Source organism: Methylobacterium sp. CB376 (genome assembly GCF_029714205.1).
Taxonomy (GTDB): Bacteria; Pseudomonadota; Alphaproteobacteria; order Rhizobiales; family Beijerinckiaceae; genus Methylobacterium.
Genome location: NZ_CP121648.1, coordinates 1,521,296 through 1,536,833, shown reverse-complemented (window position 1 = coordinate 1,536,833; position 15,538 = coordinate 1,521,296). Strand labels below are relative to the sequence as shown.

General features: G+C 72.8%; 15 protein-coding genes and 1 pseudogene. 6 read left to right on the top strand and 10 right to left on the bottom strand.

What is annotated here, in order from left to right:
* Positions 1-83: 83 nt before the first annotated feature.
* The 6 genes and pseudogenes from QA634_RS06930 to QA634_RS06900 all read right to left on the bottom strand — a co-directional run bounded on the left by QA634_RS06930 (position 84) and on the right by QA634_RS06900 (position 4,816).
* Positions 84-1,004 (bottom strand): LysR substrate-binding domain-containing protein, encoded by a 921-nt coding sequence (locus tag QA634_RS06930; RefSeq protein ID WP_012331299.1) that lies wholly within the window; start codon positions 1,002-1,004, stop codon positions 84-86.
* A gap of 94 nt (positions 1,005-1,098) precedes the next feature.
* Positions 1,099-2,052 (bottom strand): AraC family transcriptional regulator, encoded by a 954-nt coding sequence (locus QA634_RS06925; protein ID WP_050777550.1) that lies wholly within the window; start codon positions 2,050-2,052, stop codon positions 1,099-1,101.
* 423 nt (positions 2,053-2,475) lie between these two features.
* Complete coding sequence (locus QA634_RS06920; protein WP_012331297.1) at positions 2,476-2,736, bottom strand: hypothetical protein; 261 nt, start codon at positions 2,734-2,736, stop codon at positions 2,476-2,478.
* Between the two features lie 65 nt (positions 2,737-2,801).
* The gene (locus QA634_RS06915) at positions 2,802-3,392 is read right to left on the bottom strand and encodes an NADPH-dependent FMN reductase (protein ID WP_018262259.1); all 591 of its coding nucleotides are present in this window, start codon (positions 3,390-3,392) and stop codon (positions 2,802-2,804) included.
* A gap of 93 nt (positions 3,393-3,485) precedes the next feature.
* Positions 3,486-4,224: pseudogene (locus QA634_RS35775) on the bottom strand (VOC family protein); the annotation flags it as partial.
* Between the two features lie 172 nt (positions 4,225-4,396).
* Positions 4,397-4,816: a hypothetical protein gene (locus QA634_RS06900; RefSeq protein WP_012331294.1), complete on the bottom strand. Its 420-nt coding sequence runs from the start codon at positions 4,814-4,816 to the stop codon at positions 4,397-4,399.
* Between the two features lie 626 nt (positions 4,817-5,442).
* Between QA634_RS06900 and QA634_RS06895 the strand changes: the two genes are divergently transcribed.
* A complete protein-coding gene (locus QA634_RS06895) occupies positions 5,443-5,616 on the top strand; it encodes a hypothetical protein (protein ID WP_012331293.1) in 174 nt (57 codons plus the stop codon).
* Positions 5,617-5,975: 359 nt separating this feature from the next.
* On the opposite strand, the gene QA634_RS06890 is transcribed toward QA634_RS06895, so the two are convergent.
* Complete coding sequence (locus tag QA634_RS06890) at positions 5,976-7,178, bottom strand: MFS transporter (RefSeq protein WP_012331292.1); 1,203 nt, start codon at positions 7,176-7,178, stop codon at positions 5,976-5,978.
* A 60-nt stretch (positions 7,179-7,238) separates the two neighbouring features.
* Positions 7,239-7,778 (bottom strand): cupin domain-containing protein, encoded by a 540-nt coding sequence (locus tag QA634_RS06885; RefSeq protein ID WP_012331291.1) that lies wholly within the window; start codon positions 7,776-7,778, stop codon positions 7,239-7,241.
* 280 nt (positions 7,779-8,058) lie between these two features.
* Between QA634_RS06885 and QA634_RS06880 the strand changes: the two genes are divergently transcribed.
* Positions 8,059-8,718 (top strand): peroxiredoxin-like family protein, encoded by a 660-nt coding sequence (locus QA634_RS06880; protein WP_012331290.1) that lies wholly within the window; start codon positions 8,059-8,061, stop codon positions 8,716-8,718.
* A gap of 213 nt (positions 8,719-8,931) precedes the next feature.
* On the opposite strand, the gene QA634_RS06875 is transcribed toward QA634_RS06880, so the two are convergent.
* Positions 8,932-9,846 carry a LysR family transcriptional regulator gene (locus QA634_RS06875; RefSeq protein WP_265576548.1) on the bottom strand — a complete coding sequence of 305 codons (915 nt, stop codon included), beginning with the start codon at positions 9,844-9,846 and terminating at the stop codon, positions 8,932-8,934.
* 426 nt (positions 9,847-10,272) lie between these two features.
* Between QA634_RS06875 and QA634_RS06870 the strand changes: the two genes are divergently transcribed.
* The 4 genes from QA634_RS06870 (at position 10,273) to QA634_RS06855 (ending at position 14,897) form a co-directional block, all read left to right on the top strand.
* The gene (locus QA634_RS06870) at positions 10,273-10,578 is read left to right on the top strand and encodes a hypothetical protein (protein WP_012331288.1); all 306 of its coding nucleotides are present in this window, start codon (positions 10,273-10,275) and stop codon (positions 10,576-10,578) included.
* A gap of 155 nt (positions 10,579-10,733) precedes the next feature.
* Complete coding sequence (locus QA634_RS06865) at positions 10,734-11,894, top strand: patatin-like phospholipase family protein (protein WP_012331287.1); 1,161 nt, start codon at positions 10,734-10,736, stop codon at positions 11,892-11,894.
* Between the two features lie 7 nt (positions 11,895-11,901).
* Positions 11,902-12,684, top strand: coding sequence for an RNA polymerase sigma factor (locus tag QA634_RS06860; protein WP_012331286.1), 783 nt, complete (start codon positions 11,902-11,904; stop codon positions 12,682-12,684).
* Complete coding sequence (locus QA634_RS06855) at positions 12,681-14,897, top strand: hypothetical protein (protein WP_012331285.1); 2,217 nt, start codon at positions 12,681-12,683, stop codon at positions 14,895-14,897. The genes QA634_RS06860 and QA634_RS06855 overlap by 4 nt, the downstream gene beginning before the upstream one ends.
* A 10-nt stretch (positions 14,898-14,907) precedes the next feature.
* On the opposite strand, the gene QA634_RS06850 is transcribed toward QA634_RS06855, so the two are convergent.
* Positions 14,908-15,162 carry a hypothetical protein gene (locus QA634_RS06850; RefSeq protein ID WP_012331284.1) on the bottom strand — a complete coding sequence of 85 codons (255 nt, stop codon included), beginning with the start codon at positions 15,160-15,162 and terminating at the stop codon, positions 14,908-14,910.
* Positions 15,163-15,538: the final 376 nt, after the last annotated feature.

Sequence of the window (15,538 nt, the reverse complement as noted above, 5' to 3'; positions counted from 1 at the left end):
ACGGTGATCTCACCATGAGGATTGCTGCCCTCAGATGCAAACAAGATGTTCTGCATGCGGGAGAAAGAAAATATTGAGCGTGCTCACGCCTCGCGATCTCGCCGGGCTTCTGCGATTAGCCAGTCGTGGAATAACGCGACGGGCTCCCTGTCCGCGTCCTCGCGCCGACGGAGGGCGTAGTAGCCGAGTTCCGATCCGAGGCGCGCGCCGAACGGGCGAAACAAGCGCCTCTCCTCAAGCTCGGCTCGGACCAGGGCGCTCCGGGCGAGCGCGACGCCGCAGCCCGCGACGGCGGCCTGGATCGCTGCACCGGGATCATCGAGATGCAGCCCGCGCCCCGTATCGATGCCGCCGATGCCTGCGCGCTGGAGCCAGGCGCGCCACGTCAAGGACGTGCCTCTCGCCGCTGCCGAGACGTCGTGGATGAGCGGAAAGCGGTTTAACTCATCGGCACATCGTGGCGGCCGGTAACCGGCAACCTGATTGGGATTGCAGACGGGAAAGCACCCCTCCCGCAGCAGAAGAGTCGACTGGAACCCGGGCGAGGGCTCTGCGCCGAACCAGACGCAGATGTCGAGCCTGCCGGCAGCCAGTTCCCCGAACCGGCAGTTCGTACCGATGTGCAGATCGTAGTCCGGATGATCGTGGCGGAAGCGCTGTACCCGGGGCAGCAGCCACTTGTCTGCGAACGCTGACGGCACGGCGACGCGAATGGCAGCGGAAGCGCTACCCGTCCTCAGCCGCTCGATGACGACTGCCAGGTGGTAGAAGCCGGCCTGCAGATCCGGAATAGCGGACTGGGCAAGGTCGGTGAGTTCGAGCCTAGCCGGACCTGACCGCGAACGGCGGAACAGCTTTACACCGAGCGTCTCCTCCAGGCCGCGGACGAGCTGACTGACGGCAGCGGGCGTCACACCCAACTCGTCCCCAGCGGCGACGTAGCTGAGATGCCGGGCGGCAGCCTCGAAGGTGCGCAGCGCATTCAGGTGATTTGGTGTTCTCATCGCGGTTCGGCCTGCCACCGCTACGGCGTGGTCGCGGCATCCGTGAGAGAGTGCCAGCCGTGAAGCGGCTCCGCTATTCACGGCCTGCGCGTCGCTATTCCGCGACTGACGATCGCTGCCCTGCCTGCGTGAGATCTCCCGATGCGGCTCGCGATCGGGCTTGGCTGCGGCGATAGTCACCGGGCGGCAGGCCCACGGCGCTGCGGAACGCCCTCGAGAAGTTGGATTGCGAAGAGAAGCCGGCAGCCAGGGCGATCTCGCCGATCGGCCGGAGGCCATCGGCCAGCATCCGCTTCGCTGATTCGAGACGCATCCGGCTTACGAACGCGTGCGGCGCGTGCCCGGTCGTTGCCTTGAATGCGCGCGCGAAATGGGCCTGACTCATGCAGGCGACTGATGACAGTTCCGCTACGGTAAAGTTCTGATCAAGGCGGGCTCCGATGAACTCTAAAACGCGCGACATTCGCCGGCTGTCGATCGGCTTAGCCTCGGACGAAAATCCTATCGCCCGCGTCGAAAGTTCCGAATAGCGGTTAACGAGATATGCCGAAAGTGACCGGGCGAGCGACTCGACCAGCAGGCGTCCGGCGGAGGTTTCTGCCTGCAGCTCGCGGTTGATCGCGAATGCAATCTGCTCGATGAACGGATCGTAGGCGATTGCTTCATAGCGAAGCCCCGCACGAGCAGGATCGATATTGAGATCCTGCAGCACGCACTCCGCGAACGGATCGGGCGGCAGGAAGATGTGCAGACAATCGTGGAGCGGCTGCTCGAAGTCGATGCGTTCTTCCCGGATGCCGGCCGGGCAGAGCCAGACGGTCCCGGAATGACCGGGAGTCCTCTGCCGCAACCCAGCCCCCTCGCGGTACACGAGGGAACGGCCGCTGAGCAGAACCGCAACCTCGGTTTCCCGGGGAAGCAGCGAGGGCAGGGCACCAGCCTCATGATCCCAGCGCTCGGCCAGGACGCTCGTCCAGCCGCGACCGGACGACGTCCCCAACCGTCTGCCCGTCACGTACTTGAACGCGGTGTGTCCCTGAAGCTCCATCGCAAGCACTGCCCAGAACGCCCAGGTTACCTGAACGTAACCCGAATCACCTATCCCGGCAACGGAGTGCGCGGGGGCGCAGGGAGCCGCCTCGATGCACACGCACACGGCAATTGCGCAAGCGCCACGGATCTTTCGCTTGCGAGCACGCGGGCCAGAATGATGGGCAGCGGTGACTCTATTCCGTGCGAGCGGTTCTCAGCCCGTCGGCGGCTTGGTCCTGGTCAGCGGCGCAGGTCGGACCCGGCCGGGAGCACCAGCCAGCACCGCCGGGGGGCGCGCACCTTGTCACATCCGGCACCGGAAGGAGGACGCCGGAGCGGCGGAAACAACCCAGATCCTGATCCTGTTCGCCGATGGTGTGCGCATAGCTCATTCCGTGAGGATTGAAGCCCTCCTTTCTCCCTTCCTTCCATGCAGCTTTCAGCTCGGGCGTACCGATATCCCGATCGGGCCGGCGCGTTCCCTGAACGTAACGAGGCGGCAGTAACCGACTTCGCGCTCACGACGACGCTGAACCAAGCCCTCGTGCCGCCGGCGGTCCTCGGGGCAGAAACCGCCGCGGCTGAGAACCGGGATCATCGGGTGCTGCCCTTGCAGGTCGGACAGCTTCCGACGCTTGCCGGTATGGTCCGCCGGTTCATCGTCGGGGAAGCTCGCTCCGGGAACCATGTCGGGTCGCATGACGGAACTCCTCTGCGCCGAGATCGCCCGGATCGTCTCCGCCGCCAGGATCGACGTCTTCGTGCTCAGTACGGCGGCTGCTTGCGTTGCCGCTGCATCTTGGCCGCTTCGACCCACCACGTGAGATCGTCGGCGAAGCGCGGGAACGCAGCGTCGAGGGCCCGGCCGCCCTCGCCGGTCGGTTCGCCCTCGGGCGACAAGGTTGATCCGATGGGACCGACCGCGATCGTGCTCGATATGACGATCATCCCCATCTCGGAGAGCGTGCCGTGCCAGGCGGTCGCCGCCCGCGCGCCGGACAGACGGCCGGCCGAGTAGCTCGCGATCGCTGCAGGACGCCAGAACCACTCCTCCAGGAAGTGGTCGGTCAGGTTCTTCAATCCGGGCTGGACGCCCCAGTTGTACTCGCCGGTCACGAACACGAACCCGTCGGCGCCGCGAATCTTCTGCGCCAGCTGCTCGAGGCCGTCGGGAGCTTCGCCCTTCGGGTACTCCTTGTACATCCGGTCGAGCATCGGGAGATTGATGGCCTTGGCGTCGATCAGCTCGACCTCGTCCCCGCGGCGGCGCAGCCGCTCGACCAGGAACTCCGCCAGTCGGATCCCCGTCCGGTCGGACCGGTAGGAGCCGTAGAAGACAAGAATTCGGTTGCTCATCCCAGTCACTCGGCGGCCGGCTTCCGGCAGCGTGCGGGTCGTCGGCCGCCGACGATCCGTCGCTGATGATGAAACTCCAGCATGCGGCGCCTCGTGCGGCAACGGCCTGCCGGCTTGCCCGCCGGCAATGGACCGGGCGTACCGGTCGGGCCAATCCTCATCGTGCGCGCCGGTCCGCGTCTCGTGCGCGCCGTGCGCCGCAGCCGCGCGGCGGAGCGTCGCCGCGGGATCGGCGCCCGAGGGGAAGGTCGTGCCGGCCTCCACCCGGCCCGGGAGTCGCTCGGTGACGTCCTGGAGCAGCCGGCCGTTGCCGTCCGGATCATCCGACATCCGACGGATTGCTCCGCAATGCGGATGTCGGCTTCGCTCAAGCGCCGCGCGGACCTGTCACACGCTGTCCGGACATGATCGTCCGGACAGCGTGTGACTGAACGAGGCGTGCGCGCGGTCGCTGCGTTGCCCGGGGTCCGCCGCCGACCCGGCCGCGCCCGAACAGGCAGGGCTCGTCCGTGCCCGTGCGCGCGTTGTCCGCACCGTGAAACCTCTGGCTGACCTCGACACCGCGACGGCGCAGATCCTGGCGAGCCGCCTCGATGTCGGAGACGACGCGGTACGATCCCCGGGCGGAGCCGGGTGCGGCGGCCGTGAGGTTCGCGCCGAGGATGACCGAGGCGCCGGAGCCGGGCGGCGTGAACGGGACCGCGTACCAGCCGTCGCCGGAGGCGAAGTCTGCATCCGGCCGCCAGCCCAGGCCGCGGTAGAACGGCTGGGCACGGTCGACATCCGACACAGGGATGACGACGGCTACGAGCCGCATGTCCGCGGCCCGAATCGGCGCGGGATCGGTCTTGGTCGTCGGAGTCCTGCTCCCACGTGAGGATGTCGGGTCCGTGGCGGCATCGCGCCGTGCGGGAGCGGAATGAACGGCCAAACCTCTCCTGGCCAAGCCCCTCCTGGCCAAGCCCCTCCCGCGTCCCGGCTCCGAGCGTGCGTCGAGCTCACCCTTATCTCAGGCCCGACAAGACGATGTTGGCCACGGCGGCTCCCACGCGCTCAGGCGTCCCGTTGGGAGCCGACTGCGACGGGTTGGCGGCCGCGAATGCGGCGACCGCGCCGGCCATCGCGCGCAGATTGTCGGGCTGGCGCGGATCACGCGCGATGGCCGTCGCTTCCCGCTCAAGCCGAATGTTGCAGGCTTTCGCGGGAAGTCCCCTGCTGGGCGTGCACGCGTCATGGCGCGCGCAGGCCGCGTCGAGGGCATCGATCGGCGGCAGGGGAGCGTTGTTGCCGGGCCCGCAATAGTTGCCGTGCACGAGGATCTTCGGGCCGCCGATGGACGCTGGCTCGGCGGAAGACGACGTCACCCCGCAGATGGCCAGCAGGAGCGGGGCGATGCTTGTCATGGCGGCCGTGCGAAACGTCATGGTGGGGGTCCTCCGCACCCGTGCCGTGAATGAGGTCAGTCGGCATCGGGAAGCGGGGGAGAGAAGATCAACACGGTCCGGCATTCTGCTGTGCGATACGGCACAGCAGGCTGGTCGCGGGAAGTTGCGCGGAGGAGGTGGCTTGCTGCCGCCGATGGATCCGAAGAGCGGGCCGGGTCTGGGTTGAGAGGTCGGGCCCGCGCGGCTGGGCCGCCCTGTCAGGCTTCGCGAAACTGCCGAGCCCACGCCTTGAGCGGACGCGGCGTCCCGAAGGCCCGTGGCTCGGCGGGATGGACGGCAGCCGACGTCCAGCGGGTGCTCGTGCGACGGGAGGTCGAGGGTGGCGGCCCGGCGACTCTGCGAACGGGTTGAGGCCGGGCCGCCACGGCCATGCGGCTCTCGCCGTGGCTTATTACTGTCAATAATGATGGTTGCGAGCGGGGGCAAGTCGACGGCGTCACCACGCTCGGGCGCGTGCGACGGCGCGCAGGACGGCCTGCGCCCCGGATCCGCATCCTGAAGCGTCGCAAGCGGAGCAATAATCGACGCAATCGCCCCGCAACGGCTGAGCTTTAGAGGTCCACGTCACGGACGGTCGTCGATGACCGCGCAAGGGGGACCTGCTCATGCTGGACATCATCCGGATCATCGCGGCGGCGGCCGTTCTCGTCGTCTGGAGCCACGCGGCTCCCACACTCGCCGCGACCGATGCCGCTGCCCCGCGGACCGAGCCGGCGACTGACGCGCCGTTCGCGGCGGAGATGACCTGCCCGCTGCGGGCGTGGCCGTACATCGGCTGAGCGGTGCTGCTCCAACCCTGAATGGGTTCATCCGCTCCGCAGGAACGGCCCAGACATTCGCGGTCCGGTCGATCTCGCTCCAGCCCGCCGAGCACCTCGCCCGACCGCGGCGCGTTCGGAATGCAGAGCTCCAGCGCCAGGGCCGCGAGGAACGCCAGCACGTCCTCGAACGGGATGGCCGCCGGGCGCCGCGGGAGCCCCGCGCCGCGCCGACCGGCCCGAACGGATCGCCCGCAACCGCATCTCCCGAATCCGACGGATTGCGTCGCCATGCGGATGTCGGCTTCGCTCAAGCGCCGCGCGGGCGCGTGATCCGGGATCCGGGATCCGGGATCCGCTTGGATCAACCCGATTCCGGATCAGTCGCGCCCGTCGAAGCGGGCGCCGACGCAGCCCGCGGCGAGGAGCGCGGCGCCGATGCCCGCCGCGCAGGCGGGCCAGCCGAAGCGGTCGAAGACCGCCCCGAGCACGATGCTGCCGACGAGGCCGCCGGCGAAGTAGGCCGCGAGGTAGAGCCCGCTCGCGGCGCCCCGGTCGCCCTCGGCGGCCTGCCCGACGAAGCCCGTCGCCACGGCCTGCGCGAAGAAGGTGCCGGCCGCCACCAGGGTGAGCCCGGCGAGGAGGGGGACGAGGTGGGAGGCGAGCAGGGGCGGCAGCCCGGCCCCCGCCACGGCGAGGCCGAGCCGGAGCGCCCGGCGCGGTCCGAGCCGCGGCACGACCCGGCCGGCGAGCGGCGTCGTCGCCAGGGCGGGCAGGAAGACGAGGCAGACGAGCCCGAGCGCCATCTGGTCGAGGCCGAAAGGTGCCCTCGCCAGGACGAAGGCGACGAAGGTGAAGGTCCCGATGAAGGCGAACAGGATGCAGAACCCGACCGCGAAGGCGGCGAGCAGCCTCGGATTGCCGGCGTGGCGCGCGAGCGTGGCCAGGGCCGCGCGCCGCACGGGCGGCATCGGCACGAGGGCGGTGGCGTGGGTGAGCCCGACCGCGACCAGCCCGGCCCCCGCGAGGTTGAGGCCGGCCAGCACCAGGAAGGTGGGGCCGAGCCCGAGATGCTCGGCCGCGCCCGCCGCGAGGAGGCGCCCGCCCAGATTCGAGGCGACGTTGCCGGTGACGTAGGCCGCGAAGGCGCTCGCCGCCAGGGAGGGGCCGCAATGCTCGCCGAGATAGGCCAGGGTGAGCGTGAAGGCGCTCGCCATGCACAGGCCCTGGGCGACGCGCAGGAGCGCGAAGGCGGTGAGGTCGGGCGCGGCGCACAGGAGAGCGGTCGGCAGGGTCAGGAGCACGAGGCTCGCCACGATGCCGCGGCGCCGGTCGAGGCGGCGCCCCGCCACGGCGACGCCGAGGCTCGCCGCGGCCATGCCGAAGGTGCAGGCGTTCACCGCGAGGCCCATCGCGGCCGGAGCGACCGCGTAGGCCCGGGCGAGGGCCGGCAGGATCGCCTGGGCGGCGAAGAGGTCGGCGAGAGTCAGGAAGGCGATGAGGCCGATCAGCAGGGAGCGGACGCGCTGCGGCGACAGGCCGGCGGGCCGCTCGGCGGGGCCGAGGGCGGGGGAGGCGGTCATGGGTCGGGGCTCCCGCGGAGGGGCCCGGGCGGGGGCGTCCGCCGCCCGCCCGGGACGGGCTCACATCACGTGCGGATCCTCCTTCTCGGGGAACAGGTCGGCCGAGATCAGGGTGACGGGCTTGCTCGACTCGTTCTTCCACCAATGGGCCACGTCCCGGGTCTCGCGCGAGACGTCGCCCGCGCGGTGGACGATGGGCACCGCGCAGGTCGAGGCGTGCTCCACGATCGTGCCCTGCACGACGTAGATCAGGGCGGGCCGGTTCTCGTGGCTGTGGAACGGCACGATCCCGCCGGGCTGCACGACCAACCTGCGGATGCGGAAGCTGCGGCCCGGCACCGCGACGCCGCTCTCCTTGGCGAGGTCGAGGGCGCCGAGCACCGTGTCGGTGACGCCCACCGGCGCGCCCGGGCCGCCCGGGCCGGCGCCGGACCGGCCCTGACCGGCGGGGCAGGCGCCGGCCCAGGCGGGACCGGCCCAGGCAAGGCCGGCCAAGGTGAGGCCGGCCAAGGTGAGGCCGGCCCAGGCGAAACCGGCCCAAGCGGCCGCGAGCAGCGCCAGCAGCGACGGACGGGGGCACTTTTGCGCGCGCATCATCATCGATCTCCATGCGTGACCCGCAGCCGGTTCGCTCCGGCTGCCTTGGACCGACGATGGGCGCGCCCGGGACCGGGGTGAAATGCCGATCCGGTCTCGTCTCCATAGCCAAACGCTATGGGAACCGGGCGGGCCGCGGGCATAGTCTCGCGGAGGGTCGGGCCGCGCCGCGGGAGGGCGCGGGACGCCCGCGCGCCTGAGTCCGCTCGGGTCGCCGCGGGATCTCCTCTACCCTGGCGAGCGGACGCCGCGCGGGACCGTCATCGGCGATCGGGAGGCCGGAATGGGAGAGACCGGAACGGTCACGCCGCTGCGGGCGCGCCTGGGCGCCCGCCTGGACCAGCTCGACGGCGCCTACAGGGCGAGCATGGAGGCGGCCGTCGCCCATCTGCGCAGCAGCGGGATGGCGGCCCGCGCCAAGCTGGCCGGGGATCGCGCCCCCGACTTCGCCCTGCCCGATCCGGACGGCGCGACCCTGTCCCTCGCCGAGCGGCTGCGGGCGGGTCCCGTCATCCTCAGCTTCTTCCGCGGCGAGTGGTGCTCCTTCTGCCGCATCGAGATGGACGCCCTGCTGGCGGCGCTGCCGGACTTCACCGCCGCGGGGGCGAGCCTCGTCATGGTCTCGCCGCAGGGCTCCTCCGAGACCCTGCTGGCGCGCAGCCGCGGCGTCCCGGGCCTGACCGTGCTGAAGGACCCGATGAACGGCGTCGGGCTGCAATACGGGCTGATCTTCCGCATGCCGGACGTCCTGCGCGAGGCCCTGCTCGCGCTCGGGGTCGACCTCTCGCACGTCTACGGCACGGATGCGTGGCTGCTCCCGATCCCGGCCACCTACCTGATCCGCCGGGACGGGACCATCGCGCTCGCCCACACGGACCCGGACTTCACCCGGCGCCTCGACCCGGACGACATCCTGGCGGCCCTGCGCGCCCTGTCCGCCTGAGCCGCGCCCGGCCAAGCGGACCCGCGCGAGGCAAGGCTGCCGAGACCGTCGACTGCCCGGCATCGTCGCAGCCGGACCGCTCATCCGACATCCGGTCGATGGCGTCGCCATCTCCCATTTCGGCCGTGCGAGTGTCGGCTTCGCTCAGGCGCCGCGCTCAGGCGCCGCGCGGGCGCGTGAGCCGGGATCCGCTTCGATCAAGCCGATCCCGGATCAGGCGACGCGGTCCGTTGCCCGGCGCCTTTCGGGCGAGGCGCGCGCGGCCGCCCGCCGCACCAGGACGGCGAGCGCCGGCGAGTGGCGCCGGCCCGCCACCGTGGTGAGGACGACCCGGTGGCACAGGGGAAGGTCGGCGAGCGGGCGGAAGGGAAGCTGCCGGGCGCGGGCGATGCTCTCCGGCCACAGGATGCAGCCGAGGCCCTCGCGGACGAGTCCGGCGAGCCAGCGCTCGTCCGCGCTGGCGTGGCGGGCGACCCGGTTGATGCCCCGCGCCTCCATGGCGGCGGCGATCGCCTCCTCGTGGCGGCAGCCGAGCCGCACGATCAGCGGCTCCCCGTCGAGGTCCTCCAGCACCAGCTCGCCCTGCGCCTCGAACCGGTGGCCGGGCGCGAAGGCGACGCAGAACATGTCCTCGGCGATCGGCCGCAGGTCGAAGCGCTCGTGGCGGCCCCCGGCCTCGCCGAGGGGCGCGAGCAGGGCGGCGTCGACCTCGCCCGCGATCAGCCGCTCCTCGATGGCGGCGGACGGGCCGATCTCGACCTGGAGGGTCAGGCCCGCGATCTCCGCCGAGACGGCCGAGAGCAGGGGCGCGCCCGTCTCGGCCGCGATGGTGGAGCAGGCCCCGATCGTGAGCTGCCCGGTCTCGCGCTTGCGGAAGCTCTGCGCCTGCCGCTTGGCGGTCTCGGCCGCCTCCAGGGCGGCCCGCAGGTGGGGCTGCATCAGGCGGCCGAGTTCGGTCAGGTGCGTGTGGGCGCGCTCGCGGCGGAAGAGCGGGCCGCCGAGCTCGTCCTCCAGCTTCTGGATCGCGCGGGTGAGCGAGGGCTGCGCCACGTGCAGGCGCTCGGCCGCGCGGGTGAAGTTCAGGTGCTCGGCCACCGCGAGGAAGTAGCGGACCTGATGCATTTCCATGCGCTCACCCCACCCGGTGCGACCCGCGCCGACCGCGGCGAGGCGCCGGGGGCAGGAGCGCCGTCGGCCGGAGCCGAACGCGATCTCCACCGCTCTCCGGATGGGTCGCGGGCCGGCCTCGACGCTGTGGGCCAGTCGAGCGGCGGATATCGTCGCCCCGCGCGCGGTCCAGCGGACCGTAATGCATCGCTTCGGGGAAGGCGAGCGCACGGGCTGAACTTCCGCGAGGCCGCGGGCGCCGCGAGGGACCCCTTCGAGAGCTTGCGGCGAACTCCATGGCCGGTCACCTCGCGCGGGATATCGGGCGCGCCGAGGCGGCCGCGGGCCGCGGCGGGTATCGAAATCATAGCCACTCGCGAATTCTGCCCGGGCGCCCTCGGTGCTCTGATGGGGCTGCCGCCGGATGGCGGCGCGCCGGAGATTGCCATGAACCGCCTCCTCATCGCCGGGCTCGCGCTCTGCCTCGCGGGTCCCGCCCTCGCCCGGAACACCGGCAGCGGCCAGCAGACGGGCGGGCCCGCCCGGGACCGCATCAGCGCGACCGGCGGCCCGCCGAGGCCCGCGACCGCGCCCGACCCGAGGCGGCTCGGCTCCGGCAGCCATGCCGGCGGGCCGCTCAACAACCGCCTGTCCGCGACCGGGCCGGGCGGCGCGGTCCCGGTGGCCGCGCGCCAGCCCGGCCCGCGCCGGGACGGCTCCGGGTCGCGCGCGGGCGGCCCGCTCAACCGCTGATCCGGGATCCGCTTGATCGAAGCGGATCCCGGATCACGAGCCCGCGCGGCGCCTGAGCGCGGCGCCTGAGCGAAGCCGACATCCGCATGGCCGAAATCGGAGATGGCGAAGCCATCAACAGGATGTCGGATGACCCATCACCCAGGGAGCCGGTCATGAACGCGATGAATCCGATCCATGCGCCGGCCGCCGACCGGCGCATCCCGCGGGACCTCGGCCAGGTCGTCCTCGTGCTCCAGGGCGGCGGCGCCCTCGGCGCCTACCAGGTCGGCGTCTACCGCGCCCTGCACGAGGCCGGGATCGAGCCCGACTGGGTGATCGGCACCTCGATCGGCGCGATCAACGGCGGCCTCATCGCCGGCAACCCGCCCGAGCGGCGCCTGGAGCGCCTCTCCGCCTTCTGGCGCCGCGTCGCGCACGATGCCGTGCGCGCCCACCTCTCCGCCTGGCCCGGCCTCGGCCCGGCCAGCGCCCACTGGGCGACGCTGATGCGGGGCGTGGCGGGCTTCTTCGCGCCCAACCCCTTCGCGCTCGCCAATCCCCACTGGCCGCTCGGCCCCGAGGCGGCCGGCTACTACACGACCGCGCCGCTGCGGGAGACGCTGGCCGGGCTCGTGGACCTCGCGCAGCTCAACGGCGGCCCCTGCCGGCTGACGGTCGGGGCGGCGAACGTGCGCACCGGCCAGATGCGCTACTTCGACAGCCGCGAGGAGGCCCTCGACCTGCGCCACGTCGCGGCCTCCGGGGCGCTGCCGCCGGCCTTCCCGCCGGTGCGCATCGGCGACGACCTCTACTGGGACGGCGGCATCCTCTCGAACACGCCCGTGGAGGCGGTGTTCGACGACAACCCGCGGCGCGACGCGGTCGTGTTCGCGGTCCACATGTGGAACCCGTCCGGGCCGGAACCGCGAACCCTCTGGGAGGTCGTCAACCGCCAGAAGGACCTGCAATACGCGAGCCGCGCCCACAGCCACATCGCGCGCCAGAAGCAGATGCACCGGCTCCGCCACGTGATCGCGGAACTCGCCCGGCGCCTGCCCGGGGACTTGGCGGCCGATCCGGAGATCGCGGCCCTCGCCGCCCATGGCTGCCTCACCCGCATGCACGTGGTGCGCCTCCTCGCCCCGCGGCTGGAGGCGGAGGACCACCTGCGCGACATCGACTTCAGCCCGACCGGGATCCGCCTGCGCGAGGAGGCGGGCTACCGGCACGCGCGGCAGGTGCTCGCCGAGGCGCCCTGGACCCGCGAGGTCGACGCCCTCGAAGGCTTCGTACTGCACGAGGCCGATGCGGGCCACGCCGCCGTGACCCGGTGAGGCGCCCATGTCGCGCACGGCCTCCCCCCTGCCGGAGGAAACCCGGCTCGCGGCCGCGATGGCCGCCGCGCAGGGCGGCGACGCCCGCGCCTATCGAACCCTGCTGCGCGACTGCGTGCCGGTCATCGCGGCCGTGGCGCGGGCCCAGGGCGTCCCTGCCTCCGCGGTGGACGACATCGTGCAGGAGACGCTCCTCACGCTGCACCGGGCCCGCGCCACCTACGACCCGGCCCGCCCGTTCCTGCCGTGGCTGCGCGCCCTCGCCCAGCGCCGGAGCGTCGACCACCTGCGCCGCTCCGCCCGCCGGGTCGCGGAGGTGCACGCGCCCCTGGCCCTCGAGGGCGCCGCCGACCCCGCGCCGCTCGCCCTCGACCGGCTCGCGGGGCGCGAGCGGCACTCCCGCCTCGCCCGGGCGATCGAGGCGCTGCCCGGCGCGCAGAGGCTGGCGGTCGAGCAGCTCGTGGTGCGGGAGCGCTCCCTCGCCGAGGCGGCGGCCGGGACGGGGCGCAGCAAGGGCTCGCTGAAGGTCAACCTCCACCGCGCCCTCCGGACCCTGCGGGCGATGCTGTCAGGGGACGGGGAGGGGGACGGGGAGCGGGAGGGCGCGGGCTCCGGGACCCTGCCGGCGCAGCGCCGAAGCGTCGCGATTGATCGCCGGCCCGGTGCGTCCGCATCCTGGGCCGTCGGCGCACCATCACGAAGGGGGAACGACATGCCCGTCCCGGCAGCTCTCCGTCCGGCGCTCGCCGCGCCCGCCCGCGCTCCCTCGGACCGGAGATCCAGGCGGTGACGCGCCGATCGCCGAACCCTCCGCCGGGACCGGGCGCGGCGGTCCGCTCCCGCCTCGCCCCGCTCTGGCGCGGCTACCTGCGGCTCCTGCGGGCCGCCCTGGCGGCCCTGGCCACCGCGATCCTCCTGGTCCTCGGCCTGTTCTTCGTGAACTACGTCGTCCTCTCGACGCCGAAGGCCGCGGCCTACCGCAACCTCGACCCGTCCGTCCCCGAGTGCCGCGAGGGGCTCGGCCAGGGCTGGACCATCCTGGCGGAGACCGGGCGGGGGCTGATCGGGCCGGCCGCCATCGACGACGGCGGGTGGCGCGACGCCAGCAACGACGAGGACGCCGCGATCGCCGCCGACCCGCGCTGGGGCACCCGCTTCCGCTGCGCCCTGCAGCGCCACGTCATCCCGGCCGAGCGGCCGGGCGCCGCGGCGATCGACTACACGCTGGGCTTCCTGGAATTCCAGGAGGACGGCGAGCCCTACGCGCTCGTGTCGGGGGGCGCCGGCGACGACGATGTCGAGAGCACGACCGCCATGCTCAGCCGGGCCGTGGAGGCCCAGATGATCGCGCGCGGCGGGCGCGCCGCCGGCATCCGGCCGGTGATCACCCAGCTCGACGCGCTCGTGCGCCACCTCTCGACCGGGTCGCACTACGTCCTGGTCTTCGTGCACGGCTGGCGGCACGACGCGCGCATCGGCGACCGGAACGTGGCCGACCTCCGGCTCTACGCCGCGCACGCCGCCCGCTTCCTGCAGCAGCGCTGCCCGAGCGATCCGAGGGCGTGCGAGACCAAGGTCACCGGCATCTACGTCGGCTGGCGCGGCGCGCGCGTGGACGAGCGGGGCCTGCGGCGCCTGTTCGGGGACGCGCTCGGCGGCGCCTTCGGCGGCCTCTCGGCCGGGGCCACCCTGTTCGACCGCAAGCCCGTCAGCGAGGCAATCGCCCCGGCGGCGATCTCGGCCCTGCGCGCGATCGAATCGGTGCTCGCCGCGCCGCGCCCGGACGGCCGCGAGCGCGACAACCGCCTCGTCGTCGCGGGGCACAGCCTCGGCGGCAACATGCTGGCGACCGGTCTCCGGGACGACGTGCTGAAGGCGGTGGCGCGGCACCGCTTCGGCGAGGTGATGCCTCCGGTCCTCGGCAACCTTGTCCTGCTGATCAACCCGGCCTCGGAAGCGAGCAAGTGGACGGCGATCCAGCGCGCGGTCTGGCAGCGCATCGCGCTCCACCCCGACGAGCACACCCCGGCGGCCGAGGTCGCCCGCGACACCGGCTTCTTCCCGCCCGAGCAGCGCCCCGTGATGGTGTCCGTCACCGCCGCCCTCGCCTTCCCGGCGGGCGGCTTGCGGCCGGGGGACTGCGCCTGGATCGGCCTCGACCTCGAGGACGGGTTCGAGGCCGCGCGGCGGCGCATCCGCCAGAGGCTGGCGAGCACCGACACGATGTTCCGGTCCGGCGTCGACTACGACTGGGCGACGCACGACCTCTTCCCGGTCTTCAAGCTCGATTTCCGCCCGGGCGCCGGGTTCCTCGACCGCCTCGCCGCCCGCTTCGAGGGCCGCCCGCCGCGGGGGATGAGCTGCGCCCCGCCCAGGCCCGCCGGGATCCTCGACCGGCTCCTCACGCTGCCGCTGCGGGCCCTCTCGGTCCTGGCCGAGACCTTCCCGTTCCAGGTGAGCCTGAGGGAGGAATCGCACACGATCGGCAACCTCGATCCGCCGCGGCCGGCGGCCGGCGTGCTCGCGGACGCGCAGCCCTCGGCCGCGCCCTTCGGCACCACCCACGAGCTGCTCGGCCTGCAGGAGGCGGGCGTCGAGCGCCACCATCCCTACGCCACGCTCGCCGACGCGGCGATCGACTGCCCGCGCAGCGACGGCTGGCTGACGCGGGCGCGCGCCCGGCGGCGGGACCGGCACGGGGCATTCTGGGACAGCGAGGATCCCGGCCCGCCCGACGCACCCGAGCGCGCCGCGGGCCGTCCGGCGGCGCGCTTCCTGCACGGCCTGCCCCTGACCGGCATCGCGCCGATCACGCTTGCCAACGACCCGTTCTGGAACGTGCGCGCCTTCGACAACGCCCTGTCGCGCCACGACGGCTACCGGCTGTCCTCCTTCATCTGCGCGATGAGCCAGCTCGTGATGGATGACATCACGGAATCCTTCCCGCGCATGATCGACCGGACGGGCCCCGCGGACCGGCAGGTTCTCGACGCGAGGCCCTGACCCGGGCGGCTCAGCAGCCGCGGCAGATCGAGGTGGCGATCAGGCGGGCGAGGTCCCGGCTGCGGCGGTCGAGATCGGGCCGCGTGCCGGCGCGCGCGTCGAGGGCCGCACCGTCCGGCTTGGTCGTGCCGAGCGAGGTCACGTGCCGGACCACCGGCCGGCTGAGCGCGGGCGGGCGTGAGGCCGGCCGGGAGCCCGGGTCGATCTCGGCCAGGGCGGGCGTCCCGAGGGACAGGGCGAGGGCGAGGGCGGCGAGGCGGCGCATGGGGCTTCTCCGGGTCGGGGGGTCAGGCGCCGAACGCGACGGCCATGAGGCCGAAGAAGGCCGCCAGCGTGCCGATCACGGGCGCCAGGGCGGCGAGGGGGCGGGTCTCGGTCATCGATCGTCTCCGGTGTCGCGGCGCGTCCCGCGCGCCGTGACCCTGAGTGCCGGTGGCGAGACCCGCCCGTGTGCGGCCGCGCACGCCCGGGCGCGAGCCCGCCTCGGAGCCCGCCGAACCGGTTCGGCGGCCGTTACCGCGATCGCGGTGAGAGGGTGCGGGTGCGCGAAGCCGAGCCTGGGCGCGATGCGCCGTCGCCGCGGTCCATCGGCACCACCCGCGGCACCGTGCCCCAGGACGCCATCGGCCGAATGGTGCGCT